A 25,904-nucleotide genomic window follows, 5' to 3' on the forward strand; every position below is an offset into this window, starting at 1 on the left:
ACGTATGGAATGGAAAAATATTTATCGAGGTTTGCTGATGGGGGCCAGTGATGTGGTTCCGGGCGTAAGCGGCGGAACGATAGCAGTAATACTGGGAATATATGATCGGCTGATCGCTTCGGTGAACGGTTTCTTCAGCAAGGAATGGAAACGGCATCTCGGCTTCCTGGTCCCTCTGGGAATTGGGATCGTCGGAGCAGTCTTTGCTCTGGCTAACCTGATTGAATGGCTGTTCGAGCATTATCCGGGCCCGACACAGTTTTTCTTTCTCGGGCTAATTATCGGTGTCCTGCCTTTCCTGTTTCATAAAGCGGAAGCGAAGAAAACTTTTAAGGTGAAGCATGTCATCCTGTTGTTGCTGGGTGCCATTCTGGTAGCGTCAATTGCCTTTTTCCCGGCCGAAGAACCGGATCAAATAGCCAATCTTGACTTCGGTACATACGTGTACTTGTTTTTTGCCGGTTTTATTGCAAGCAGTGCAATGATCCTGCCTGGTATCAGCGGGTCTTTGATTTTGCTGATAATCGGAGCCTATACGACCATCACCTCTGCTATTTCCAATTTTAAGCTGGACATTATTTTTGTGGTAGGTGCCGGAATCCTTATCGGAATCGTCGTAATGAGTAAAATCATTCATTACTTTATGGCGAGGTATCCATCAGCTACCTATGCACTGGTGATCGGGCTTGTCATCGGTTCTGTGGCGGTGGTTTTTCCCGGATGGCCGCAGGAGATGCCCATGGTGATCGTCAGTATCGTCACTTTTGCGGCCGGTCTGGCTGCAGCGGTATTGCTTGGCAGGGTTGAATACGAGTAGGCGGGCATTTTCACTCGATGAATGATTTCTATCAAGCGTAAAACTTGAATATCAGCGGTACCGGTGGTAGTTTTATTGCAAAGAAAGGGGTGTAGAACAATGGAAGAAATCAAAACGCACGAGCAGTTCCAGGAAGTAATCAATTCTGCGGATCCTGTCATCATTAAATTTTATGCAGATTGGTGCCCGGACTGCAAACGGATGGATATGTTTATTGGCGATATTCTTGATGAGTATAATCAATATAAATGGTATCAAGTCAATAGTGATGAAGTGAAGGGATTGGCGGAAGAGCATGAGGTAATGGGAATACCAAGCCTGTTGATCTTTCAGAATGGGGAAAAGCTTGCCCATCAACACAGCGCTTATACGAAAACACCTGAAGAAGTACAGGAGTTTCTCGGTCAGCAACTGGGTTAATCCAGGCAGAAACCTTACCGTCAAACGGTAGGGTTTTTTTTAAGTATAGGAAATTATAAATTTAACTGACTGTGGATAATTATTGGCTGCAATAGCCACGTCCAGCTCCAGCGCCTACCCCCTCGAGGTCTTAAGCCCACCCTCTGTGTGGCAAAAAGCGCCACACCGAGGCTGTTCTTAAGCTTGTCGGGGGTGAGCAAGGCGCTTGCGCTTTTGTTCCTTTATAGGAAATGATAAATTTAACCGTCTGTGGATCATTATTGGCTGAAACAGCCACGTCCAGCTCCAGCGCCTACCGCCTCGTGGTCTTAAGCCCGCCCTCTGTGTGGCAAAAAGCGCCACGCCGAGGCTTTCTTAGCTTGTCGGAGGCCCACACGATGCGGGTCATGCAGGCGTTGCCACAGGACGTGACGGCTCTAGCCTGTACTCCTTTAAACAGGCGCACTTTTGTCCCAGACACCAGGAGGGAAATGAATGATCAGAAAAGCGGAAATGAAGGATTTAAACCGGATTATGGAAATCGTCAACGCTTCCGTTGAGGTGATGAATAGACAGGGAAATTATCAATGGGACCACACCTACCCTTTACCAAGTCATTATCAGGGTGACATCGAGGCTGGCGATTTGTATGTGGTCGAACAGGATGGACAAGTTATCGGGACGGCTTGCCTCAGTGAAAAGGAACATGACGAGTACCCAACCATCAACTGGCGAAGCCCAGCAAAGGCGATCACCGTGAAACGGGTGGCAGTCGATCCAAAGAGTCGCGGTTTGGGGATAGCCACTAGCCTATACCAGCATGCCGAGAAGGTCGCGGCAAAAAGGGGCCTGAATTACATAAAGACCGACACGTTTTCTAAAAACGCTTCCGCCCGGCATCTGTTCGAAGCAAATGGATATCACTATCTACAGGAGAAGTATGTAGAAGAAAAAAACGATTCCCTACGTTATTATGATAAAATGCTGTAAAAAAAGCGGGAAGTGGAACTCATCCGATCCAGAAGGAGAGTCCATTTCCCGTTGCCAATTCCAGTCTGGCGTTAGCCAGTTCCCATGGGCCGACATCCGTTTCATCCAAATGATAAATCCCTTCCATCTTCTTCTGAGCCTGCTGCACGTCCTTGACACCCAGTCGGACCGTGTGGATGGAAACAGGATTGACGGTATTCACATCTGGAGCTGTATTGCCTGTGCCGCTCCATTCAATCAAAAATGGCAGCTTAAGCCCCGCTTCTCCTACTGGAAACAGCATCCGCCATTCCAATTTCGTACCGTCCTTCCTGATTCTGCTGCCTGGATACGGGCCTGTGAAAGGGATGGATTGCCGACGAAAATGTTCGATAAAGGAATCCATGTTTTCTGTTCGCAAGGCAAACTGCATTGCGTTACCTGCAGATGGGGCGGTTAAATGGTCAAGCAAATCATGAATCAACGGATTTTCTGCAACCCTGGCTTTGTTGTAATCGTAGGGGGAAAGCCATTCGACATAGCATGCATTTTTCAGGTAGCCGAGATAGTTATAGGTTCCCCATTGCTCATGCGTCCCTCCCTGCACGGCGATCAGCGAAGATTCTCCGCTTTGTTGTTTTGCATTGGCGCAACCAACAATAAGATGGTCTAATGCAAGCATATCTCCGATTACCTCCTGTTCTCCATTTAGCGTGAAACAATTCCTGTCAAAAAAGATACCGGCTTGAATGTGCCTTCGTTTCTATGGAAAATTTGCCGCCAAGGAACGAGATTTTCTTTAATAGGTGTTACAAATTGTGTTCCGGCCTGTTGGTATCCTTTTTCGCTATCCACGATCCATTCTCCTGTCGAAGCCCCAGAGGCTATGCCCTGGTAAACATCCATGTTGAGACCAAGTTCAATCGGACGCAACTCCAATCTTCCGTTCTCGTTCAACACCCAAAGGGAAGGAATTAACTTGTCCTTTGCCAGCTGACGGGTGAACACAGCAGCCGAATCGAGTTCTTGTTCGGTTATAATTTCCAAATCTGCATGGTAGCCCGCTAACAGGGTTTCTTCCGGTTCGGCAACGGTATCTTCTTCTTCAGTTGTTTGTCCGTTTGTTTCACCCGTTAGCTCTTCTGTTATGCCACCCTCATTGTTTTGGTCGGGTTCTTCGTTAAACTCTATTTCAAAATGGTAGTCGCTTTGCTTTTTTTCATTATCTTGCTCGGGAACGTCAGCCAAGGACTGGATGGTTCCATTTAACTGGATAGCGGCATCCGGAATCGAAATCCTTACTTCCATTCCTTGTTCGATCATTTTTCGCTTCCCTTCCGGCAGTGTCCCCTCAATTATCAACTCTTCACTCGAAACGACAGTCAGTGGATTTGCCAAGGACTGATTTAATTCCGTCACAATTCCGGCCACAGGACTCTCGATCGTTACCGTGTCCCCTCCGGCGGCCAGTTCTGCTAGCTGTGATTGAGCGTTGTTCAACGCCGCTTGTTTTTCTGCCAGCTCGATTTGCTTTTCTGCTATGTATTGTTCTTTTAGATACTTGGCTTCCTCTGCAGAAGAGGAGTCAGATTCTATGTCTGTCTCCGTTTCTGCTGCTGAATCCGTATTGCTGGTGGTGTCCGGTCCAAACGGTGCAAGCGAACTCGGTAAAGAGGACGGCATGGTTTCTGATTCAGAAAATTGATAGGCATTGATTTGTGCAATCGCATTTTCGATTGCAGCGATTTCCTCTTCAAGTTGTTCCGTTTGCTGCTGTAATTGTGCTTCTGTTTCTTGGTAGTCGCTTACCTGATACTCGAATAATCCGTCTCCCGTTTGTACATGTTCCCCTTTTTCGACGAGAAATTGGAGGAATCGTCCTTGGTCATCATCGAAGTAAACCGGGGTATCTTCTGCAGGTGTCAGAATCCCTTCTGTAGAGGAAGTATGATACAAATCATGCGTGAAAACCTGCGTCCACTGTTTCACATAGGATTTTTTGTCAACTGTCTGATCGGCGTCGAAAATGACTAGTAAGATATTGATGCCGATAAACAAGAGGATTGCAGGAACCACGATTCTTTTTTTGGCTTTTTTCCTTAGCATGCTAGTTCCCCCTTTCCGTAATCAAATCGACCAAGTACATCCCATCCATGGAGAATATCGCCGTACAAATCCAATATGCCAAATGAAGCAGCAGTACACCTGTCCACACCCAGCGTAGTCGGACAGAACCAAGACTGGCTATGCATCGGACTTGAAAAAAGATAATCCATAGCTGGAAAAGGGACGCAGCACCGAAAAAATAGATGAAAAATGGAGCATCGGTTATGTAAGAAGCGAGAATTCCGAACGAAAGCGGTGATACCTGCCATTCTAATCCAGTGTAAACAAATAATGGAATCCAAATCACTCTTTCGAAAAGCATAGCAAGCAAAACGACCAGTTGGACAATCAGCAGTTTGCTGTAACTGATTTGATATGCTGCATGAAAAATCAGCGATGGGATGAACAAAATAAAGAGAGCGAACAACAACCCGTACAGCAGACGACCAGCGAAGAACCAAACTTTTTCCAGTTCGTATTCTGTTGGCGGACTGGTCAGTGCCTGGGAAGACAATGGTTCAGATCCGATTCCCAGCCATGCGCTCCATCCGAAAATGACGATAGACAAACCGGTCAACAGGAAAATCAATTTTATCACGTTGGTTATTTTTTCTGCCTCTCTTATGCGAAAGAGATGGTCCTCGGTATGGAAAAGCAGCCTGATCAAATTGCTACGATAAATCATGAAGTCATCCCCTATTTCTCTATTGTTTCGACTATTATTCTTTTATTTTATCTTACCTTTCCAAAAAATTCTAACAGAATCATAAAATACGTCGAAAGTCCTGATAAACAGTCGTTGGTCGCATATAGTTGTTTTGAATCATGCATAATAAGGAATCTATTACTATAAAAAGGGCGGTTGTTGAAGAACTCCGCTAATATGACGTTTTACATCAACTGTATGGTTTAAAAAGCAACAATCAATCTGAAAATGTGTTTTTAAGGGTTTATCTAGTCGATAACAATGAACTGCTCGTGGTTAGAGCAAAGGAAAGAAAGCGAGTGTCAGACGTGAACCAATATGAATCAGGGTTATTTTTATACAATGGAAATAAAAAAGAAGAAGCCGGACAGAATCTGCAGCAGGTGCTGCCGGTTCTGGCAAAAGCAATCAGCAGATTGCATGTCATGCAAACGACAAGCTTGGAAGAGCTTCATGAAACGTGTAAAGAGTATGCACCTGCAGTAGATGTCATGATTATTTTAGGAGGCGACGGGACGATCCATGAATGCATCAATGCCATAGCCGGTTTGAAAAAGCGGCCTGCAGTAGCCATTTTACCTAGCGGTACGTGCAATGATTTCAGCAGAATGCTCGGGATGCCACAAAACATGCGGCAAGCTGCAGAAGCAATTGCGAATGGGCAAACCAGAGCTGTCGATATCGGGCAATCCGATTCCCGCTATTTTCTCAATTTTTGGGGGATAGGACTTGTCACTGAAACCTCGATTAACATTGACAAGGAACAAAAACGTCGTTTAGGCGTATTGAGTTATTTTTTAAGCACATTGCGGACCATTAATCAGGCAGAGCCTTTTGGTTATCGGATCAAGGCGGATGGAGAGGAGATAAAAGGGGAGGCGGTATTGATTGTCATTTTAAATGGGAAGTATATCGGAACACAGGAAATTCCAGTGTCAGCCATCACCCCCCACGACGGTATGCTTGATATTCTCATTGTCAAAAATTCGAGTCTTGCCATGTTCCGGGAGCTGATGATGATGAACCAGGAGGATGTGAATACAGAGACGTTGACAGAGCTTTCCCATCTGCAAGTAAGTCAGGCGGAAATTGAAGTAAAGGGACAGGAAGAACGACAAATCGATATGGACGGGGAAATCGTCGACACCGTCCCCGCATCTATCCGGGTTTTGCCCAAACATGTGAAGATGATAGTTAATGAATAACGGATTATGTTTAACATCCTCCTTTATGAGAAATAGAACATTAGAATATACATTGAAGGAGGATACATCATGAGGAAAAAAATATTAATAGTTGCAGTATTGGGCATGCTTGTCCTCTTGCTTGCGGCTTGCGGAAGCAGCAGTGATGATGAGTCAGGCGAAACAAAACAGGAAAGCGATGAAAATACAACAGAAGAAACGACAACAGGTGATGGAGGAATGGCGGAAGAAGGCTCCTCCGATAATACACTTAACATATCTGCAACAAACTTTAAGTTCGACCAAGAAGAATACACGGTACAAAGTGGTGAAGAAGTAACCATCAACCTGACCAGCGAGGAAGGGAACCACGGACTGGCTATCGATGAATTTGATGTAAATATTGAAGGGGATGGAACAGCCACCTTTACTCCGGAAGAACCAGGAGAGTATGAGATTTATTGCAGTGTCCCATGTGGTGAAGGACATTCCGATATGAAATCTACCTTAGTGGTTCAATAATAGATTGAAAGAAAAGTGGCTGGGATAAAAGCATCTTGGCCAAAGCAAAAACCGTACGATGATTCGAATTTTAAAGCATTCGAACTCGTACGGTTTTTTTTTCGTTCTATCAGCATTTTAAGATTTGATGTAATGCTGATAGTTCCAGCAACTACCCCTTCGAGGCAGTAAACCGTCCTTTGTGTGGTAGAACCTCCTTTTCTGCGAAGAAATCAGAAAGATAAAAGAACGGGAATCCCATCCTTTTTCATATTGTGGTAGTATAAACATGAAATGGAAGGAAAAAGGGAGAACGTGATCAAACCCTTGGAAAGAGGCAGGAGAAGAAGAAAACGGGATGGAAAACAAGATATGGGAGGGCGGTACCTATGACGAAAAAGTTAGCAAAGTCTGCGAATGATAAAGCGATTTATGGTGTATGCGGAGGAATAGCGGAATTCTTTGGCATCTCCTCTTTCATTGTCAGGCTCCTTTTTTTCCTCACCGCTTCCACGTCGGTCTAGATTTATCTGTTGCTGGTTTGGTCATTAAGAGAGAAGCCGCTTTAAAATAACCTGGTTAGAGGGAGGATGAAAGAAATGGGGGCATATGGAAAACTTGATGAAGGGAATGGAAGATACAGCTGACGTTTGAGCGTCGTTTCCCATACAACCAGAAAACGTATTCAATGCCGTGACAAATCCTGCTAATTTCGTTCAATGGTACCCTTATAAAGAAAAATTCAATTGAGTTGACTTTGGTAAGGCTGATGGACGGATAAGCCTATGCTTCTCCACCCATTTCAACCTTTTATCAGTCCTTGCAACTCCGGCTCTGGGAAGTCAGGCTGCTTTTTTACAGACGGCAATCCCCAGTGGATAGTCCTTCGTCTCTTGAGCTGGTACGATCAGCACACCCTTTTGATAAAAAAAGGTAGTTTCCCGATACTGGCTGAACAATGCCTGAAATTCCTCCGGCTTCAGCTGGTGAACGTGAAAGGGAGATCCGCATGGTACACCGCGGCCTTTGCCGAAGGGGGTGGAAACTAGTAGCGTGCCGCCCGGCTTCAGTAATTGAAAGTAGTTGTTCAACAGCTTTTCTTCTTCTGCAATGTGTTCCAATGTTTCGAAGCTGACAATCGTATCAAAATGGCCGAGTTTATCTACAAGCGTTTCATCTGTAGCATCCGCCTTTTGAAAAGAAGACTTCGGGTGATAGTAAGCGCCTCTGGCATATTCGATAATGTCCTGATCGATATCGATTCCGACCACTTCTTCAATTTGATTTTTCTTTTCTTTGGCAATCATATGGGTGCCATATCCGGCTCCGCAGGAAAGATCCAGCACTCTTCCGCTTATATAAGGCAGAGCAAATTGATACCTTGCAATATGCTCCAACAACAGTTTGTTTGTAGGCTTCATATACTCTGGAATTACCCGTTCTCCTGTGTCTAAGACCAATGTGTCCACCGCTTTCTTTTCGTTCTTCTTTTATTATGACATAAATGGAAGGCCTTGTTTAATACGGAGGACTAAGTTGACATGAAAATCGAGCTTCTACTATACTATTTTTAATTTGAGTTAAAAGGATGAGCGGAATGGATGTTAATCAATCATATGCAGAAAAAAAGCAAGATCCGTCTTTAAAACTATTCGTTGTACTCTCGAAAGCATACCGTTCCATTGCCGACCAGGTCGAGGTCGATATCAGAAAAAAAGGACTGAATCCGACGGAGTTTGGTGTGTTGGAACTTCTCTATCATCAGGGGGACCATACCCTTCAAAAAATTGGAGATAAAATTCTGTTAGCCAGCGGCAGCATTACGTATGTTGTCGACAAACTGGAAAAGAAGGGCTACCTGGAAAGGAAACCATCCATCGAAGATCGGCGGATAACGTATGCTTCCATCACGGACACCGGGAGGGACCTTTTGCACCATATCTTCCCTGATCATTGGGCGCAAATTGAAAAGATAACCGGTGGTTTGTCCCAGCAGGAAAAGCAGCAAGCCATCGAGCTGTTGAAAAAATTAGGGCTGTATGCAGAACAATTAAAGCTGGATAAGAGTTAGAAAATTTAGTACAATAGAAATAGCAAGGAAAATTTGCCGGAAAAGGAGGGAAAAAGATGCCATACACAGAAACGCACGCGTCCTACAAAAGCAACCTGTATATGTACCGTGCGATTATTCATGATTTAGCTGCTAACGGGATACGTATGTCCTTTTTTAGCAACTGAATAATGAATCTGTGTAGGATCTTACACCCAACTAAACAAGCTTGCCACAGCGAGATCCACACATTACGTGTGGATTTTTTTATCCTGAAAATAGAAGTTCAGCAGAGGGATTTACGCCCTCCTGCAAGCAGGATAAGGGAAACAGGGGCTTTGCTATTTGTCTCAAGATCCGCCGGTTTCGTAATACTCTTAATCATCGGCGGTATCTTTTGACGAGAGCATACCTCTCAGGGCAGTTACCATGGAGACTGTTTTCGAAGAGAAGCGGAGCAGGAATATGGAATTTGTCCGGAACGTATTGGCCGGGGGTGAAAGACACCCCCGGCCTTTTTTATGACCACTTCATAAAGGAGCATGAATATGTTAGTCACATTAAAGGATATAAAGAAAATAATCGGAGGCAGTATCCTCTTTGAAAAACTAAACGTGGAAATAAAGGCTGGAGAAAAAATAGGATTGGTGGGGAGAAACGGTTCTGGTAAAACAACGATATTCAAACTGATTGTCAAACAAGAATTATTTGACAAAGGAGACTTGTTCATTAAAAAGGGAACAAAAATTGGCTATCTTAGACAAGTACCGCAGTATTTTTCTGGTACTGTGAAGAGCTTTCTCTTGTCTGGGCTGGAAGAACTTCTTGCATTCAAGCAAAAGATGAAAGAACTAGAAACAAAAATGCAGGAAGAGGGGAATCTCGAAACGATATTGCAGGAGTACGGGAAAGCCCAGGAAGCATTTACCGCAGCCGGCGGTTATGAGATGGATGCCCAACTGGATAAGATAGCCAACGGTTTAGGTATTGACCACTTGATTCACCTGTCCTTCTCCTCGCTGAGTGGCGGAGAAAAAACAAAAGCAGGATTGGCGAGACTGTTGTTGCAGAACCCTGATTTACTTTTGCTGGATGAACCAACCAATCATTTGGATTTGACTGCAATCGAGTGGCTGGAGCAGTACATTGCCAACTATCAGGGAGCAGTATGTGTGGTTTCGCACGATCGGAATTTTTTAGATCATAGTATAGAAAAAATCATCGATCTGGAAAATGGAGAAGCCAGTTATTACAAAGGGAATTATTCGCATTTTGTCCGACAAAAGGAGGCGAAACTGCTTAGTGAGTTTGCCGCCTTCCAGGAACAACAGCGAAAAATCAAAAAAATGAAGGAAACAATTAAACGCCTGAAACAGTGGGCCAATCAGGCAAATCCGCCAAATGAAGGATTGCATAAACGGGCAAGGAACATGGAAAGAGCCTTGGAGCGAATGGAAAAAATCGAACGGCCCGAAATCGACCCGGATAAAATGAAATTGACGTTGCAAGCTGACCATCGCTCCGGAAAAGACGTCATTAAAGCGGAAGCGATATCCAAACAGTTTGCTGGGAGAGCTATTTTGAAGGAACTGGATTTGCATTTACGGTACCAGGATCGCTTGGCAATCGTCGGCGACAATGGAAGCGGTAAGTCTACTTTGATGAAAATTCTTCTGGGGGAGCTGACTCCTGACAGAGGCAGGGTCGCAGCCGGAACACAGCTGGAAATCGGCTATCTTTCCCAACAGCCAATCGAAGAAGAAGAGGAGGAAAAACGCTTGATTGACAGGTTCCGGGAAGAAGTTTCGGTCTCCGAGGGCCAGGCCCGCGGCTTGCTAGCCAACTTCATGTTCTATGGGTTTTCTGTCTTCAAGAAGTTGGGACAGCTGAGCGGAGGAGAAAGAATGCGGTTGAAACTCGCTATTTTTATGCACAGAGGAGTCAATGTCTTATTTTTAGATGAACCAACCAATCATTTGGATATGGAATCGCAGGAAGTACTGGAGGAAGCCCTGGCTAAATTCAAGGGGACAGTGCTTTGTATATCGCACGACCGCTATTTTTTGAATACGTGTTTCCCGGAAACGGCCTATTTAGTTGATGGCAAACTGGAACGGATGCCGGGGACTTATCAAGAGACGAACCATAGATGGAAGCACTGGAAAGAGTCGACAGCCAAGAAGGAAACTACACCAAATAATCAAAATCCGCCGATCAACAGGGACCCGGTTGATTATGAAGGGGCGATTTTGGAGTTGGAGGAACAGCTTGCGTCACTAACCCAACGTAAGGAGCTATCGAATGGTCAAATAAAAAAGGAAAGACAACAGATCGAAGAAAAAATAGAAGCCTGCTATGCAGCATGGTTGGAATAAATGCTGTTTTTTATGGTGAACGGGCATGGTGTTCTTAGCTATATGATGTTTGACTGCTTTTTTCCATGGGAAGATATTGGCAGCATTCATTGACGTAGTTGTAGCGGGATGAATGGAATCGTTAGGCGAACCTGTAGAGAACTGTAGAAAATTATCGTCTTTTAGCATGATGAGTGGTTGATGCCGAAATGGTGCATGGCCTTGTCATCGATTCGTAATATTTGTCACGAAAATTAAATATTTAGGTTTTGACACAGTAACGGCGGGTATATGGGTATAGATAAGTTTTAGTAGGTAACGGTAAATAGGCCAAGTGACTAGAAAAAATAGCCCAGGAGGTACATCTATGACAGAGCAGAATGTCGTCGTTTATGTCAGTGACAATTGTTCACAATGCCACGAACTGACAGCACAGCTTGACCGCTGGGGAATCGAATATACAGAGAAAAACATTTCCAGGCACAAAGCTTATACTCAGGAGATGCAGAGTCATAATATTTATGGAACACCAGCCGTTTTTATAAATGACTACAAAATTTTAGGATTTCAGAAGCAAAGACTACGGAATGCTTTGATGGTGAAAGGCGGCCGCAGTGTAATGCAAGAAAAACAGCCCTTTGTTAAAAAACAGTAGGAACGAGATGTTCCTGCTGTTTTTTGTGCGGCTTTACTCCGGGATGGAATGGGGTGAACGGATCTTAATGAAGGGTTCGCTCTTTGCTTAACCTTTTTCATGATAGACGCATAGGGTATTGTAAAAGGCAAGAAGGGGTGTTCATATGAATCAGTGGAGAGCGCCATATTCAGACTATGGTTACCAGCCATATGAAAGCTATCAGCTGCCTGGACTACCGAACCAGCTGCATCCGTTTATGACTCCAAACCAAAATGCCGGGATTCCACCAGCTGGTCCGCCTTACAATCAATTTATGAAACCACCACATCCTTCTCCTTGGCCCCAGCAAAATCCTTCTGCATCCGGATCGGGAGGGCCGTTCGGCCAAGCACCTGGAGGAGGGTTCATTCATTATTTCCAAGACAAAAACGGTCAGATGGACATCGACAAAATGCTGAATACGGTTGGACAGATGGCAACTACTTTTCAGCAGGTTGCACCGCTGTTTAAAGGTTTCGGCTCTTTTATAAAAGGAATAAAGTGAAGACCCTTTGCCATCGTTCCGGCAAGGGGTCTTTATCCTGAATGCAAAAAGGAGTTGTTCGAAGGGGGAAAGACAGCAATAAAAGATAAGTGCAGCTGCAGTTCACTTTTGGCTTCATCGGGTTTCCTTTTTGGATTAGCAGGCAGGAAGAGGGGTATAAATAAATAGTCCCTAGTGTAATGTTTTGATTTATAGGGGGCAGTTCGCATAAAATTGATATAGCAAAGGAGATGCAACATGATCGGCTGTTTATGTATTCACGGATATACGGGCGGTCCTTATGAAGTAGAGCCATTGGCAGAGCGGTTAAAAGAAAATACCGACTGGCAGGTGGTAGTGCCCTGTCTCCCCGGCCATGGAAGTACGCTGGCATTGAAAGGTGTTCCTTTCGAGCAATGGGTATCAGCTGCAGAGGAAGAAATGAAAAAGTTAGTCAGGAAATGTGACAGTGTCTATGTCATTGGCTTTTCAATGGGCGGGATGATTGCAAGTTACTTGGCAGCCAAATACCAAGCAACCAAACTGGCATTGCTGTCACCAGCAGGAAAATACTTAAATTTTAAACAAATGGGCATTGAAATGGCCCGCTTTATGGTAAAAGGGGTCAAGGGACAGCTCAAGCAGGATCCGCTTTACAGCAACTATAAAGAGAAATTCGGGTCCGTACCCTTCACTTCCATGCTGGAATTTCAAAAATGCGTCCGATTCACACGTCCGTATCTCCGGAAGATCGAATGCCCGGTGCTGATTGCCCAAGGCCGTCAGGACAGCATGGTTCCATATAAAACTGTACTTTACCTGGACAAAGAGATAGCAGCGGAAACCGAACTCATCTTGTATGATCAATCGAAACATCATATATGTCTGGGAGAGGAAAAAGAAGAATTGATCCAGAATGTTTATTCATTTTTAACTAGCAAAAAAGGGGTTTTCGATAAAGGTGAAGTCATTATCCAATAATCAAGTTTTGGTTCATCCACCCTTCTTTTATGGGTGGATCATTGTGTTTATCGCCGGGTTAAGTGTGTTTTTTTCCGGACCCGGCCAAACGTATTCCATTTCGATTTTCATTGATTACTATATTGCAGATTTTGATTATTCACGTTCTTATGTATCGGGAATTTACTCGACCGCCACATTGGCTGCCGGGTTTTCTCTGTTCTTGGTCGGGAGACTGGTCGACCGTTTCGGGCAGCGGGTAATGATGGCAATAGTGGCCATCATGCTGGCAATTGCCTGTTTTTGGAACGCTCTTTTGACAGGGGCGGTTATGATGTTTCTCGGTATTTTCATGCTTCGTTTATTTGGACAAGGTTCGATGACTCTCCTCCCCAATACCCTGGTTCCGCAGTGGTTCCGGGCGAAAAGGGGAAGGGCACTGAGCCTGATGACCATCGGTGGTTTCGCAGGTCCTGCTTTGTTTCCACCAATCAATACCTGGTTGGTCGACGAGGTTGGCTGGAGGTGGACATGGACGTTTTGGGGTATCATGCTGCTTATTGTTTTTGTCCCCTTAGCAATCTTTTTCGTGCGAAACCAGCCGAAGGACATTGGAGAAAAGCCAGATGGAGAGTTAAAACAAGGAACTGCACAAAACAGTTGGAGCCTGAAAGATGCTGCCAGGACGAAGTTGTTCTGGGTTATCCTTGCAGCCCTTTCTCTGATTGTGAGTATCTGGATAGGTATCAGCTATGGTTGGCAGACCGCATTGATTTTTTGGAGTGTGCTCCTAATCGTAGCCGGTCCTTCTGCCTATTTGTTTAAACGATTTTGAGCCAAACAGAAATCTAACGGAAAACAACCGATTAATCCGAATGTCGATGAAAATGAGGTCAGCTGGACACTGAAAGAAGCGATGAGGACCCGGGCTTTCTGGTTTATTCTATTTGCTGTCAGTGTGCCCGCATTGGTCAATACTGGTATAACCTTTCATATTGTTTCCATTGCGGACGAAAGGGTTGTCGGCGGAAACAGCAGCCCTTGTGTTATCGTTGATGGCGATATTCGGCTTTCCGGTCAGCTTTGTCGTCGGTTACCTGGTCGATCGGATTTCCGTCCACTATATCTTGGCGATCACGTTTCTTGGCCACATTATATCGCTGGTTGTATTGTTGTTTACTGATTCAGCCGCCATGGCGATAGCTTTTGGGGTGATATGGGGAGTGGTCAACGGGTTTGAACGAATCACCCTCAACATCGTCTGGCCAAATTACTTCGGCCGTGAACATCTTGGCAGCATAAAAGGACTGGCCCAAACATGCATGGTTATTTCATCTGCCTTCGGGCCGCTGCCGTTTGGCTTGTTTTATGACTTGTTTGGCGGTTATCAAGAAATCCTGCTGGTCATGCTGCTGCTTCCGATAACTGCAGGAACATTGAGTTTGTTTGCTCCTCGGCCGACTTATCAAAAAAATTAACAAACGGTTAGGATTTTAGGTTCTCCGGCAAATGTAGTGGTGTGATTTTTCGCTCCGCTCTCTCTTTATCGAAAGGCTCATTCTATAATAAGTAGCGATTTTACTAAGGCCGCAGAGGAAATAAACTCGCTTTCTGCCGACGAACCCGAGCCTCCTCGCAAAGCTCGCTGTGGGGTCTCGTATGCCCGTTTTTCCGCAGGAGTCTTGCTTATTTCCTCTGCTACGCTATTCCTCTATAGAGTCTTTTTAACCGCTCGTTTCCTTAAAAAGCAAAAAATGCCTGGAGCATAATCTGTTCCAGGCATCTTTCTAATTATGCGGGATGTCAGGGGAGAGAACAATTGGTTGATCAAACGTTTGATCAATTCATCAATCTTTGAAAAAGGCAATAACCAGGCCGCCTTCTCCGGCATAAGTCGAGATGAGCGGTCCCATTTCCGTTAAAATGGTATCTTTGAATGGATACTTTTTTTTCACATCTTCCAATACTTTCTTGGCTCGCTCTTCCGCATTGCAATGGGTCATGGCTATAAGCTTGTCTTCGAAGTTGCGGGTATACTCCCCGATTTGTTCGATAAACCTGCGGATCGATTTTTTATCACCGCGCACTTTTTCACTGACTTCGATGACTCCCTCTTCCTCACTTGCCTTCATCAGCAATTTAATGTTAAGTGTTTTGGCGATCGTTCCTTTCATACGGTCCAATCTTCCCCCTTTAATGAGGTTATCGATTGTTTTCAGAACGAACAGGGTAGTGGTCTGCTCCACTTTGATATGCAAGTGTTGAACAAGCTGTTCATAGGAAAAACCTTCATCCATCTTTTTAGCAGCTTCATGCAGCAACAAGATAAGGCCGGACGATGCTGTTTTTGTATTGATTACTTCAATTTTTCGCTCAGGCTCTTCCTGGAGAAGCATTTCTTTCCCGGCTTCAGCATTCTCGTACGTACTGCTTACGCCTTTGGTCAGGGAAAGCATAATAATCGGTGTTTCCGGATCGACTTCTTTGTATGCATTGTAAAAATCATTTGGGTTCGGTGCAGCAGAACGGGGAAGCTCCTCTGCTGCTCGCATCATTTGATTGAAGGCAGGTATGTCTAGGTCTATCCCGGTCCGATATTGCTTTTCGCCAAAGTTCAGGTAAAGCGGAACCACCTTCACTTGCAATTCCTCTTCCATTTGCTTAGATAGGTCTGCACTTCCGTCTGTCATTAATTGAATTCTCATGGCATCTCCTTTAAATACGTTAGTCAAAATTAGTTGTTTTCATTATAGCACGGGAAACGGGCGGTATAATACCTATTACGATAGCCACATTTCGCCATACTTTTTGGCATTATTATCGCGGTTGACAAATACAGCCGGCACTACATCAGGTGATTTAATAAAATTTAAATCGAATCATTGCTAGTACTGCGTTACGAAAATACAATGCGCATTCCGTGGTTGGCTGCTAAGCCCTTTGAGTGGAATATCACCATGGCCATCTCTCCCGCTGCACAAGTATTTCGGTGGGACGGTTAACCGCAGTCCCAAGGATGCTTTCGGCAGCACCCTCGTACGGGAAATCAGCACGTATTTTTGAAGCTTCTTCGTGTATTTCCCGCGCTGAAGGTGTGCGTCGTGTTTTAATCAACCCTAAGATTTGCCTATTGTTATTGTGGGACGATGTTTATGATCGGTGTTTACTACCGTTTGCTTGTTCGGGACAATGTAAGCCTGGATTTTCTCCCAGAGGTACTGACGATAAACAGAAACAAACCGAAGAGGATAATCGTTCCTCCCAGCCACTGTGACCAGGTAATTTGCTCGTCGAGAATAAGGTAGGCTAACACCGAAGCGCCGATGGGTTCGAAAATAATGCTCATTGAAATTACAGCTGTACTTACCCATTTGATCGCCCAATTAAACAGGGTATGGCCAAAAAAAGTTGGGATGATGGCTAAGGCAATAAAGACAAGCCAATCGTTGGCGGGATATCCGGTAAATGGTTGCCGCAAAATCAGATTATAGATGATCAAGGTGACGGCGCTTATTCCATACACGACAAAGGTGTAAGGCATCAAGGCAAGCCTTTTGCGGGTATTCTGTCCCAACAGTAAGTATCCAGTCACCATGATAGCGCCAAACAGAGCGAGAAAGTCGCCGAACAAAGCCATCCCGCTTACTTGAAAATCACCCCAACTGATGATGACGCTGCCTGTCACGGCGATGGCCATACTAAGCAGTGCTCCTGGCGAAAACCTTTCCTGAAAAAACAGGAAAGTACCGAGAAATGCAAAAATCGGCTGTAACGTGACCAGAACGACAGAGCTGGCGACAGATGTATAATTTAACGACTCAAACCAAAAAATAAAGTGGAAGGCGAGAAATATCCCTGCGAGTGCTGCCAGCAGCCAATCTTTTCTGGAAATGGCCGTCAAGTCCCTGCGATGCTTGAGAAGTACATAAGGAGACATGATGAAGACAGCCAGCAACAGCCGATAGTTTGCAATGATGGAGGCGGGAGCTGTTTCGGCCAGCTTAACTAGCACGGCTGCGGTCGATACAGCAATCACCCCGATACTGATAGCGATCGATGGATGTACCGATGGTTTGTTCATGGCGTTTCTCCTTATTCTCAATGTTTTTTTACATTCTAACACTCATTTATTTGAAAATCATTTTTAATACAGGTAGAATTAGGACATAGAGTGTGATAAGATTTATTAATCCATTGAATGCTTGCCATAAAAGCCTCTTTCGGGAAGGTGAAGGAAGGCTTTTTCATTTGCAGCAGAGCGTATTTTCAAGAAAGAACGAAAACTGGACGCAACAAGGATTGTATCGCCTGGTTTTTTCATCACACGGCAGGACTGTGGAACTTGAAGACAGAAGTCGATTCGACACAAATGAATTGTTTAAATAGATGTATTTGTTTCTAAGAGCGGTTTAGAAGCCAAGAGGATCGGCTTGAAGGACAAGTTCTCAAATCGTGCTGAATACGTGCATATGAGAATTTTGTTAAAAGGAGTAGAAAAAAATAGTGACAACTTTTAAATCATTAGACATATCCAACCCAATTATGAAGGCTTTGGAAAAGATGGGGTTTGAAGAGGCGACCCCGATTCAGGCAGAAACCATTCCACTGGCCAAGCAAGGAAATGACGTTATTGGGCAGGCTCAGACAGGTACTGGGAAAACAGCTGCTTTCGGAATACCGATGATCGAGAAAATCGACCAGGATCTGAAGCGAATCCAGGGATTAGTCGTAGCACCGACAAGGGAACTTGCTATCCAAGTCGGGGAAGAAATCAACAGACTCGGACGTTTTAAAGGAGTAAGAACGTTGCCAGTCTACGGTGGACAGCATATGGAACGTCAAATCAGAGCATTAAAGGATGGTCCGCATATTGTGGTTGCCACACCAGGACGATTGCTGGACCATATCCGCAGAAAGACCATCAATATCAGCAATGTCCATACGGCTGTGCTGGACGAAGCAGACGAAATGCTTAACATGGGCTTTATTGATGATATTCGTGATATTTTGAAGGCTATTCCGGAACAGCGTCAAACGTTGTTGTTCTCGGCTACAATGCCAAAAGAAATCCGGGATATCGCCACCACTTTGATGAAGAAACCGGAAGAAGTCCGCGTAAAAGCCAAAGAGATGACGGTCGAAAATATCGATCAGTTTTTCGTGGAAGTCCATGAAAAACAGAAGTTTGATACATTGACCAATCTGTTGGATGTACATGTGCCGGATCTGGCTATCATCTTCGGAAGGACGAAAAAACGAGTAGATGAAGTAACAGAAGGTCTGCAAGCACGTGGGTTCCGCGCGGAAGGCATTCATGGGGACCTGACACAAGGCAAGCGGATGTCCGTTCTCAACAAATTTAAAAACGGACGCATCGAGATTCTTGTGGCCACCGATGTGGCGGCAAGAGGATTGGATATTTCCGGCGTTACCCACGTATATAACTTTGATGTACCACAGGATCCGGAAAGCTATGTGCACCGAATCGGACGTACCGGAAGAGCTGGCAAAGGCGGTGAAGCCGTTTCTTTCATCACACCGAGAGAAATACCGCATTTGCACTTGATTGAAAAAGTCACCAAAGGCAAAATCAAACGGCTACAGGCTCCGTCCATGGACGAAGCGCTACGCGGCCAACAGCAAATCACGGTCGAAAAAATGCAGTCTACGATTGAAAAACAGGATTTGCAGTCTTATCGGGAAACAGCCAATGAATTGTTAAATCAGTATGATTCGGTCACAATCGTTTCGGCTGCCTTGAAACTGTTGACTAAGGAACGACGCAATGCACCGGTCAAACTGACTTCGATTGCGCCTGTCAGTGTAAAACAGGCACACAAAGATAAAAACAAGAAAAAGTATCGCGGTAACGATAAACGGAACTATTCCCGTAAAGGCAAGCCATCCGGCAAACCTTCCCGAAACCGTAAGTTCCAGAATAAGCGTAATTCAAACAATAATCGCGGCCAAAACTATTAATAAAATGGAGATGGCTGGGAAAAAAGCAAAGTGACGAAAGCAAAAAACCGAACGACGATTCGAAACCGTAAGTATTCGAATCCGTTCGGTTTTTCTTTTTTGCTTTATAGGAAATGATAAATTTAATTGACTGTGGATCATTATTGGCTGAAACAGCCACGTCCAGCTCCAGCGCCTACCCCCCTCGAGGTCTTAAGCCCACCCTCTGTGTGGCAAAAAGCGCCACGCCGAGGCTGTTCTTAAGCTTGTCAGGGGCCCACACGATGTGGGTCATGCAGGCGTTGCCACAGGACGTGGCGGCTCTAGCCTGTACTCCTTTAAAAAGGCGCTTGCGCTTTTGTCCCTTTAACTTACAAAGGAATTTGGCAACGAATAAACCCTTCTAAAATACAACTCCGGTAAGGTACTTCGCTTTCCGCGGGCACGGCTTCAGCTAACTTGGTAAAGTAAAGCGCTTTACCAAGTGGATCTTCAGCCCGCGCTCTTCCCGCTCGAAGCACCTTGCCTCCGTTTGGTTGGAACATAGTGATTATTGTGGAGTCCCGACTTTCAAAATGTTTTGCTTAATGACATCTAAAGAAAACCAAAAAAATCAATCGATTTCTTTTAATGCAATAATCAATCCGCGAACATAGCTTTGTGAAAGTACATCCAACACACTAAAATCAGAACACTGTAACATAGCGAAGGCAAGATACGGAGACTCCTACGGGAACAGCACGAGCTGAAAATCCCGCAAGAAAGCGTCTTGTGCTTTCTGAGGAAGTTGAAGCCGTGCCCGTGGAAAGCGTAGTATCTTGCTTTAGCGGGTAGAAACACTTTTTAAACAACAGAATGAAAGGAAGTCTCTATTGAAGGAGTTTGCTTACACTCGCTGTTTTTTATTTCGAAATCACCTGCATGGATAAAGAAGTTCTTTTCGCTAAAAAACAGTTGTGTTGAATACTTTCTCTGTGCACAAGGATAACTGTGAAAATGAAACCCAAACTCTCTCTGTTCCGTATTTACTAGAAGGCATTGTGTGGTACGATGCTAATAGAAAGTAAATACGGTTTCCCGGAGAGTTGGGGACGAGAAGGCTGGTGAAAAATAGTGCGGCAACCACCTGAGAATTATATTGCAAAAGAAGCGGTGAAGGTTTGGAGAATCACGGCACTTATCCCTACGGTCATTTTATGGATCGTTTTAATCGTGCTTACTTTTCTGGCGGGGAAGTTTTCGATTCCGGTCTGGGTTGTTCTGGTGGCTTGGGCAGTAATGGCTGTGGATACATATGTTACAGGCTTCCTGATTCCTGCCATAAAATGGCGCAGATGGAGGTATCAAGTATTTGAGCAGGAAATTGATATCCAACATGGTATTTTGATCATAAAACGGACACTTGTGCCGATGATCCGGGTACAACATGTCGATACCAAGCAGGGTCCGCTGCTGAAGCGGTTCAAATTGGCGACGGTGACCATATCGACCGCAGCCACTACGCACGAAATACCCGCGCTGCTCGAAGAAGAAGCCTCTGCTTTAAGGGACAAAATCTCCCAGCTGGCTAGGGTGGATGAAGATGATGTCTGAAGCGAAACGGATGCACCCTGCTGCCACGATATTTAACTTTATTGCCATGATCAAGGATGTTCTTATCCCGGCCGTGATTGGTTCGTTTGCTTTGATCCGCAATATTGATGCCCCCTCCTGGGTTTGGGCGCTGGTCATCCTTGGGTTGCTGCTCGCGATAATTGGATTCAGTTTCTTATCCTGGTACCGATTCACCTATCGAATCGAAGGAGAAGAGCTGCGGATTGAATCCGGTATTTTTATCCGGAAAAAGCGGTACATCTCCAAAAATCGGATTCAATCGATCGATCTCACCGCTGGTGTTATCCACCGGATATTCAGACTCGTAAAAGTGGAAGTACAGACGGCGGGAAGCGATAATGCAGCGGAAGCGGGTTTGAAGGCAGTGTCCCGGAAAGAGGGAGAACTGCTGAGAGAAGCGTTGAAAAGAGCCAAAGCAGAGGCAACTGCTGAAACGGAGGAATCATCAGGGGTTGAGGAACCAAAAATGGTTGCACAACGGACAATCGGAGTGAAACGTTTGCTGCTTGCAGCCACGACATCCGGAGGAATAGGTGTTTTCTTATCCTTGTTTGCTGTAGTCGGATCCCAAATCAATCAAATCATCCCTGATGGATTTTTTACCAATGTTTATAATTGGGCTATTCACTTAAGCATTGTGCTCCTGCTCGTTTTCATTTTGCTTGTTTGTGTGGTTGTATGGCTGATGGCGGTAGCAGGAACACTGCTTCGTTATAGCTTCTTCTCTATCCGCAAGTATGAAAAAGAATTGTTCATTACGCGCGGTTTATTGGAGAAAAAACAGGTGACCGTACCACTGAACCGAATTCAGGGAATTCGCATCCAGGAAAACATTTTCCGGCAGCCGCTTGGCTATGCGGCCGTTTATGTAGAGGTTGCTGGAGGTGCACTGGACAAAAATGATGATTTTTCGATTGCGCTGTTCCCGTTGTTAAAAAGAACAGAAATACAATCATTTGTACAGGAGTATTTACCTGGCATCCAGATTGAGGATAGGTGGGGACTCCTTCCGACACGTTCAGCCCGCCGGTTTGTTCTGCGCAGTACAATCCCGGTTGTCGTGATTGCTGCACCATTACTGTACTTTTTCCCGTCTTACAGCTGGATGGCTCTGATCGTAATAGCTGCGGCAGCCGTTTTAGGCTACTTGCGTTTCAGGGATGCCGGTTTTATCCTCACCGAAAAACAGCTGTCATTCCGTTCCAGGATGTTGAGCAGAGAAACAATTGTGGTAGATAGGAAACGGATACAGTCTTTGTCAACATCCAATCATTGGTTTCAGCGGAGAAAATCATTACAGACAGTGTATTTTTCAATTGCCTCACACAGTGGTGTCGGGAAGAGCTTCCTTGTAAAAGATATGGAGAATAAGGATGCAGAAGCTATACGGGACTGGTATTCCTTTCATTCCCAGTAGCTATCGTGAAAAAAGGCTTGCATAAAGAGGCCGGGAAAAGCATGGCCACTAAACAAAAACCGAACGAATTCAAATGCTTATTGAATTCGCTCGGTTTTTTTGTGGAGTTAGACTTCCTTTTATCCTGCTGTTGGATGAGTGCTTCGAGTCGCTACGGCAAGACACTACGCGTTCCCGCGGAAAGCGAAGTACCTTGCCGGAGTGGAGAGTCACACTTTTCATAAGAGAAGGATAGAACCGTTTACTTTTTTCTAATCAAAAAAACCGAACAAATCGTTGGTTTTTATTTTTGTCACGATGCTTTTGTCCCAGTCTGTTTTTTTGCTCTCCGGGACAAGAAGTTCGATGCAGTGAGGGTGGGTATCGAAGAAACGAACCAGCGAAAGAAGAACGGAATAACCGATCCCTCTCTCTACTGTTTGAACTTCTGCTAAAGAAACCTTCCCAACACACCCAAAACAACCAACAAGCCGATAAAAACCCACAAAGCAGGAACAAGATACTTTTTCCATGGAATCCTTTTTTTGTTCCAGCGGTTTGGGTCGAAGTGTACATTGCCATCCTGGCTGCGGCCGCGATTATTCCGCCACATGGCGAACGGCTTGACATTGTTCAAGAAAATCGGTGCAAGCGCCAGTCCCCCGATGAAACCAAATAGATGACCGAGAATATTGATTCCCGGACGCAGGAATGTCATAATCAGCCCGATAACCAAAATGGTTGTGACAATTTGGGCATTGGCCCGGTCGATTAAATGCTTACGGAAAAATACCATATACATATACATTCCGAACAATCCATAGATTGCTCCCGAAGCCCCAACGTGAACGTAGTAGGCCGAAGGGTCAACGATAAAGGTAAATAAATTGCCGGCAAACCCGGTCAATAGATAAATCAATAAAAATCGCAGTTTTCCGGTCATCTGCTCAAGAGCGGGACCGAAAAGCACTAGCGAAAAGGAATTGAATAGTACGTGCATGACCCCGTTTGGATCATGAAGGAATATTGGCGTGATCAACCGCCAGTATTCGCCGTTTTCGATAAACAAGTTGACTCCGGCACCCATTTGGAACAAAGGTCTTCCCGGCCCCAAGATAATTAGAAGCCAGACGACAAGCTGTATGGCAACGAGTGCTGTGACCACCGGATAGAAACGGATAAAGTCTCGAAAGCTTTCATTTCTGATGAACATTTGTCTGCCCCTTTGATTGGTTAATGATTCTACATATGTATAATACTTTATTATTATAGTTATTCACAAACATCACGGATTTCTCCTGCCTGTCCGACTTGAATTTTTTCTGTGACCTTTTACATTTACACTTTTTTATGCAGTCTGCTTGTTAGCAATGTTCTTTGCAAAGACGGGTAAACTCAGGCAAATGACAGTAGCAGTAAATCCATATGTACTGCTCGTTAAGAAAAGGAGCTTAGTGTATTTCCTTAGTGTAGGTTTCGAACTCGCCCCCTGGTTAAGGATAAAAGTTAGTGTAGTTAATATATTTTGTACGAAAGTATTAATCTTCTAGCAAATGCTTATTCAGCCAAGCCGAAAGAGGCTGGGACAGGCTTACTTCTAGAGAAACGAACGAGCAGAAGTTATACTGATGGTAGATGAATGAAAAGGTTGGGGTTGGATGATTGTCGGGATTGGAATCGATATAATCGAGTTGAATAGAATCCAGGACAGCTTTTTAAGAAATCCGCGATTAGCAGAGCGGGTGTTAACAGACAATGAACTTGCTGTTCTGCAGAAACTGGAAGCTCCGGGCAGGCAGATTGAGTATTTAGCAGGAAGATTCGCTGCAAAAGAAGCTTACGCCAAGGCGCTCGGAACCGGCCTCGGAAAATTAAGCTTTCAGGCAATCGAGGTCATGCCTGATGAACAAGGTGCACCGCAGCTGAAAGTCAAAAGTGACCATAACCGAAAGCTATTCTTGTCGATTTCCCATAGCCGAGAGTATGCGGTGGCGCAAGTGATCATCGAAGCATAGGCATTTTTAAAATGTTCCTTGGCTTGGAAACTGGAACGATAAGGAGAAAAGCAACAGCGAATAGGGACTTTTTCTAGAGGTTGTCAGGCTAGTCTGCATATTCCGATAGGTTGTCTCATACTATTTTAGTGCGGGTAGGAGGGAACATTGTGCATATTGTCACCGCAAAAGAAATGTACGAAGCTGATCGTTATGCAATGGAAACGATAGGAATCGAAGGGAAACTGCTGATGGAGAATGCCGGCAGGGCGATAGCTGATAAAGCGGCAGAACGGATGTCCAAAACCATGCGTATACTGGTGATGTGCGGAAGTGGCAGCAACGGCGGAGATGGCTTTGTAATTGCCAGGACGCTATTGAACTGGGGATATACTGTTCGAGTATTCCAGCTTGCCCCTGACGGGAAAATCACCGGCGATGCTGCTTATCATAAGCAGCTTTATCAAAACATCGACGGAAAAATCGAACGGTGGGAAAGTGCCGCCAATCTGGTTGTTGCCTTGCAGGAAAGCGATGTGGTCATCGATGCAATGCTTGGAATCGGCGTAACAGGTAAGCTTCGGCCGCCGTATGATCAGGCGGTAGAGACGGTCAATGAAGCTGGCTTGCCGGTCATATCCGTGGATATTCCAAGCGGTGTACCTGCAGATGAGGGGCACGATGGATTTGACGGTATAACAGCAGATCACACAGTGATTGTGGCTGAGCCCAAACAAAGCTTATTCGCCCAGCAGACCGCTTCTTACTATGGCAGCTGGGAGGTAGTGGATATCGGTTTGCCATCCCGGGCATGTGCTGATTCCGGCAGGTACGTGTGGGGCATGGAAGAAACGCGGGCCCATCTGGGGGAACGAGGCCGTTTCTCGCATAAAGGCAGCCATGGCAAAGCGTTGTTGATCGGCGGTTCCCAGGAAATGCCCGGGTCGATAACGCTGACAACAAAGGCAGCATTACGAGGCGGGTCCGGTCTTGTAACAACGGGGACTGTCCCTCAAGTTATTCCGTCTATCGCTGCCCACTGTGCAGAAGCAACCTATCTTTCTTTAAACGCAGATGGTCGAGGGCGAATTGTCCTTCAGGATGTCGATGTTTCCGGTTATGATGCATTGGCGGTCGGAATGGGGATGGGCAGGGAACAAGCAACCGCAGATTTTACTAGAAAATTAGTTTCCGAGGCGAAAATTCCGGTGCTGGTAGATGCTGATGGGCTGCATCACTTGAAACAGGATATGCGCATTCTGACACAGCGTCGTCATCCTTCGATTCTTACACCGCATCCTGGTGAGATGGCAATGCTGACGGGGTTCGGGGTGAAGGACATCATCCAGCGGCCGTTTGCGACTTCCCGGCAATTTGCCATTGAGTACGGTGTTTATCTAGTCCTGAAGGGTTCATTTACCATTGTTACTGATCCGGAGGGGAATCAATGGGTCAATACCTCAGGTAATGCCGGACTCGCCAAGGGAGGGAGCGGTGACGCTTTATCTGGTATATTGCTGGCTCAAGTCATGCAGCAGCAAAACATCCAGCAGGCATTGTCCACTGGATGTTATATCCATGGTATGTCCGCGGACCAGCAAGTCACCGGCAACCATTCCATGCATGATTTAACAGCCAGTGATGTCATCGATGGACTCGCCTCTGTGTTTCGTACACTTTCTTGACTCGGACACTTATGCGTTCCCTTTGTCCTTTGAAATGAGACAAAGGAGTTG

At 45.2% G+C, this 25,904-nt stretch carries 26 protein-coding genes; 19 read left to right on the plus strand and 7 right to left on the minus strand.

Going from position 1 to position 25,904, the window contains the following annotated elements; all coding sequences use genetic code 11:
* The first annotated feature begins 4 nt into the window (after nt 1–4).
* From ERJ70_RS01440 to ERJ70_RS01450, 3 genes are all read left to right on the plus strand, one after another.
* Nucleotides 5–817, plus strand: a complete 813-nt coding sequence (locus ERJ70_RS01440; RefSeq protein ID WP_209366662.1) for a DUF368 domain-containing protein — start codon at nt 5–7, stop codon at nt 815–817.
* 99 nt (nt 818–916) lie between these two features.
* Nucleotides 917–1,237, plus strand: coding sequence for a thioredoxin family protein (locus ERJ70_RS01445; protein ID WP_209366664.1), 321 nt, complete (start codon nt 917–919; stop codon nt 1,235–1,237).
* A 474-nt stretch (nt 1,238–1,711) separates the two neighbouring features.
* Entirely contained in the window at nt 1,712–2,206 is a 495-nt protein-coding gene (locus ERJ70_RS01450; RefSeq protein WP_209366666.1) for a GNAT family N-acetyltransferase, read from the plus strand.
* 19 nt (nt 2,207–2,225) lie between these two features.
* Here ERJ70_RS01450 and ERJ70_RS01455 read toward each other — a convergent pair whose 3' ends face one another.
* From ERJ70_RS01455 to ERJ70_RS01465, 3 genes are read right to left on the minus strand one after another with little or no spacing between them, the layout of a single operon-like run.
* Nucleotides 2,226–2,867 carry a VOC family protein gene (locus ERJ70_RS01455; RefSeq protein WP_209366668.1) on the minus strand — a complete coding sequence of 214 codons (642 nt, stop codon included), beginning with the start codon at nt 2,865–2,867 and terminating at the stop codon, nt 2,226–2,228.
* Nucleotides 2,868–2,893: 26 nt separating this feature from the next.
* Nucleotides 2,894–4,291 (minus strand): efflux RND transporter periplasmic adaptor subunit, encoded by a 1,398-nt coding sequence (locus ERJ70_RS01460; RefSeq protein ID WP_209366670.1) that lies wholly within the window; start codon nt 4,289–4,291, stop codon nt 2,894–2,896.
* Between the two features lies 1 nt (nt 4,292).
* Nucleotides 4,293–4,976: a hypothetical protein gene (locus ERJ70_RS01465; RefSeq protein WP_209366672.1), complete on the minus strand. Its 684-nt coding sequence runs from the start codon at nt 4,974–4,976 to the stop codon at nt 4,293–4,295.
* A 320-nt stretch (nt 4,977–5,296) separates the two neighbouring features.
* On the opposite strand from ERJ70_RS01465, the gene ERJ70_RS01470 reads away from it, so the two are divergent.
* From ERJ70_RS01470 to ERJ70_RS01480, 3 genes are all read left to right on the plus strand, one after another.
* Nucleotides 5,297–6,202, plus strand: a complete 906-nt coding sequence (locus ERJ70_RS01470; RefSeq protein ID WP_245208089.1) for a YegS/Rv2252/BmrU family lipid kinase — start codon at nt 5,297–5,299, stop codon at nt 6,200–6,202.
* 69 nt (nt 6,203–6,271) lie between these two features.
* Nucleotides 6,272–6,703, plus strand: a complete 432-nt coding sequence (locus ERJ70_RS01475) for a cupredoxin domain-containing protein (protein ID WP_209366674.1) — start codon at nt 6,272–6,274, stop codon at nt 6,701–6,703.
* Nucleotides 6,704–7,071: 368 nt separating this feature from the next.
* Nucleotides 7,072–7,206, plus strand: coding sequence for a PspC domain-containing protein (locus ERJ70_RS01480; RefSeq protein WP_209366675.1), 135 nt, complete (start codon nt 7,072–7,074; stop codon nt 7,204–7,206).
* Nucleotides 7,207–7,524: 318 nt separating this feature from the next.
* On the opposite strand, the gene ERJ70_RS01485 is transcribed toward ERJ70_RS01480, so the two are convergent.
* The gene (locus tag ERJ70_RS01485; RefSeq protein WP_209366677.1) at nt 7,525–8,142 is read right to left on the minus strand and encodes a class I SAM-dependent methyltransferase; all 618 of its coding nucleotides are present in this window, start codon (nt 8,140–8,142) and stop codon (nt 7,525–7,527) included.
* Nucleotides 8,143–8,279: 137 nt separating this feature from the next.
* On the opposite strand from ERJ70_RS01485, the gene ERJ70_RS01490 reads away from it, so the two are divergent.
* From ERJ70_RS01490 to ERJ70_RS01520, 8 genes are all read left to right on the plus strand, one after another.
* Nucleotides 8,280–8,753: a MarR family winged helix-turn-helix transcriptional regulator gene (locus ERJ70_RS01490; protein ID WP_209366679.1), complete on the plus strand. Its 474-nt coding sequence runs from the start codon at nt 8,280–8,282 to the stop codon at nt 8,751–8,753.
* Between the two features lie 56 nt (nt 8,754–8,809).
* Nucleotides 8,810–8,920, plus strand: coding sequence for an RAxF-45 family protein (locus tag ERJ70_RS20155; protein WP_281242228.1), 111 nt, complete (start codon nt 8,810–8,812; stop codon nt 8,918–8,920).
* Nucleotides 8,921–9,280: 360 nt separating this feature from the next.
* Nucleotides 9,281–11,107, plus strand: coding sequence for a ribosomal protection-like ABC-F family protein (gene abc-f / locus ERJ70_RS01495; RefSeq protein ID WP_209366681.1), 1,827 nt, complete (start codon nt 9,281–9,283; stop codon nt 11,105–11,107).
* A gap of 346 nt (nt 11,108–11,453) precedes the next feature.
* Nucleotides 11,454–11,741 (plus strand): glutaredoxin family protein, encoded by a 288-nt coding sequence (locus tag ERJ70_RS01500; protein WP_209366682.1) that lies wholly within the window; start codon nt 11,454–11,456, stop codon nt 11,739–11,741.
* 145 nt (nt 11,742–11,886) lie between these two features.
* Nucleotides 11,887–12,267, plus strand: a complete 381-nt coding sequence (locus tag ERJ70_RS01505) for a YppG family protein (RefSeq protein ID WP_209366684.1) — start codon at nt 11,887–11,889, stop codon at nt 12,265–12,267.
* 237 nt (nt 12,268–12,504) lie between these two features.
* Nucleotides 12,505–13,227, plus strand: coding sequence for an alpha/beta hydrolase (locus ERJ70_RS01510; RefSeq protein ID WP_209366685.1), 723 nt, complete (start codon nt 12,505–12,507; stop codon nt 13,225–13,227).
* Complete coding sequence (locus ERJ70_RS01515) at nt 13,208–14,041, plus strand: MFS transporter (RefSeq protein ID WP_209366687.1); 834 nt, start codon at nt 13,208–13,210, stop codon at nt 14,039–14,041. The genes ERJ70_RS01510 and ERJ70_RS01515 overlap by 20 nt, the downstream gene beginning before the upstream one ends.
* 184 nt (nt 14,042–14,225) lie before the next feature.
* The gene (locus tag ERJ70_RS01520) at nt 14,226–14,684 is read left to right on the plus strand and encodes an MFS transporter (RefSeq protein ID WP_245208090.1); all 459 of its coding nucleotides are present in this window, start codon (nt 14,226–14,228) and stop codon (nt 14,682–14,684) included.
* Nucleotides 14,685–15,053: 369 nt separating this feature from the next.
* Here ERJ70_RS01520 and ERJ70_RS01525 read toward each other — a convergent pair whose 3' ends face one another.
* Nucleotides 15,054–15,911, minus strand: coding sequence for a DegV family protein (locus tag ERJ70_RS01525; protein ID WP_209366689.1), 858 nt, complete (start codon nt 15,909–15,911; stop codon nt 15,054–15,056).
* 461 nt (nt 15,912–16,372) lie between these two features.
* A complete protein-coding gene (locus tag ERJ70_RS01530; RefSeq protein WP_209366691.1) occupies nt 16,373–17,287 on the minus strand; it encodes a DMT family transporter in 915 nt (304 codons plus the stop codon).
* A gap of 422 nt (nt 17,288–17,709) precedes the next feature.
* Between ERJ70_RS01530 and cshA the strand changes: the two genes are divergently transcribed.
* The 3 genes from cshA to ERJ70_RS01545 all read left to right on the plus strand — a co-directional run bounded on the left by cshA (nt 17,710) and on the right by ERJ70_RS01545 (nt 22,195).
* Nucleotides 17,710–19,185, plus strand: a complete 1,476-nt coding sequence (cshA, locus tag ERJ70_RS01535) for a degradosome RNA helicase CshA (RefSeq protein ID WP_309507226.1) — start codon at nt 17,710–17,712, stop codon at nt 19,183–19,185.
* 1,092 nt (nt 19,186–20,277) lie between these two features.
* Complete coding sequence (locus tag ERJ70_RS01540) at nt 20,278–20,757, plus strand: PH domain-containing protein (RefSeq protein WP_209366693.1); 480 nt, start codon at nt 20,278–20,280, stop codon at nt 20,755–20,757.
* The gene (locus tag ERJ70_RS01545) at nt 20,747–22,195 is read left to right on the plus strand and encodes a PH domain-containing protein (RefSeq protein WP_209366695.1); all 1,449 of its coding nucleotides are present in this window, start codon (nt 20,747–20,749) and stop codon (nt 22,193–22,195) included. Before ERJ70_RS01540 ends, ERJ70_RS01545 begins: the two co-directional genes overlap by 11 nt.
* Nucleotides 22,196–22,625: 430 nt before the next feature.
* Here the strand turns inward: ERJ70_RS01545 and ERJ70_RS01550 are convergent, their stop codons facing one another.
* Nucleotides 22,626–23,387 carry a rhomboid family intramembrane serine protease gene (locus ERJ70_RS01550; RefSeq protein ID WP_209366698.1) on the minus strand — a complete coding sequence of 254 codons (762 nt, stop codon included), beginning with the start codon at nt 23,385–23,387 and terminating at the stop codon, nt 22,626–22,628.
* A gap of 445 nt (nt 23,388–23,832) precedes the next feature.
* Between ERJ70_RS01550 and acpS the strand changes: the two genes are divergently transcribed.
* Both acpS and ERJ70_RS01560 read left to right on the plus strand, forming a co-directional pair.
* Nucleotides 23,833–24,189 (plus strand): holo-ACP synthase, encoded by a 357-nt coding sequence (acpS, locus tag ERJ70_RS01555; protein WP_209366699.1) that lies wholly within the window; start codon nt 23,833–23,835, stop codon nt 24,187–24,189.
* Between the two features lie 149 nt (nt 24,190–24,338).
* A complete protein-coding gene (locus tag ERJ70_RS01560; RefSeq protein WP_209366701.1) occupies nt 24,339–25,853 on the plus strand; it encodes an NAD(P)H-hydrate dehydratase in 1,515 nt (504 codons plus the stop codon).
* Nucleotides 25,854–25,904 lie beyond the last annotated feature (51 nt).

The sequence above is a fragment of the Sediminibacillus dalangtanensis genome, from assembly GCF_017792025.1.
GTDB lineage: Bacteria > Bacillota > Bacilli > Bacillales > Amphibacillaceae > Sediminibacillus > Sediminibacillus dalangtanensis.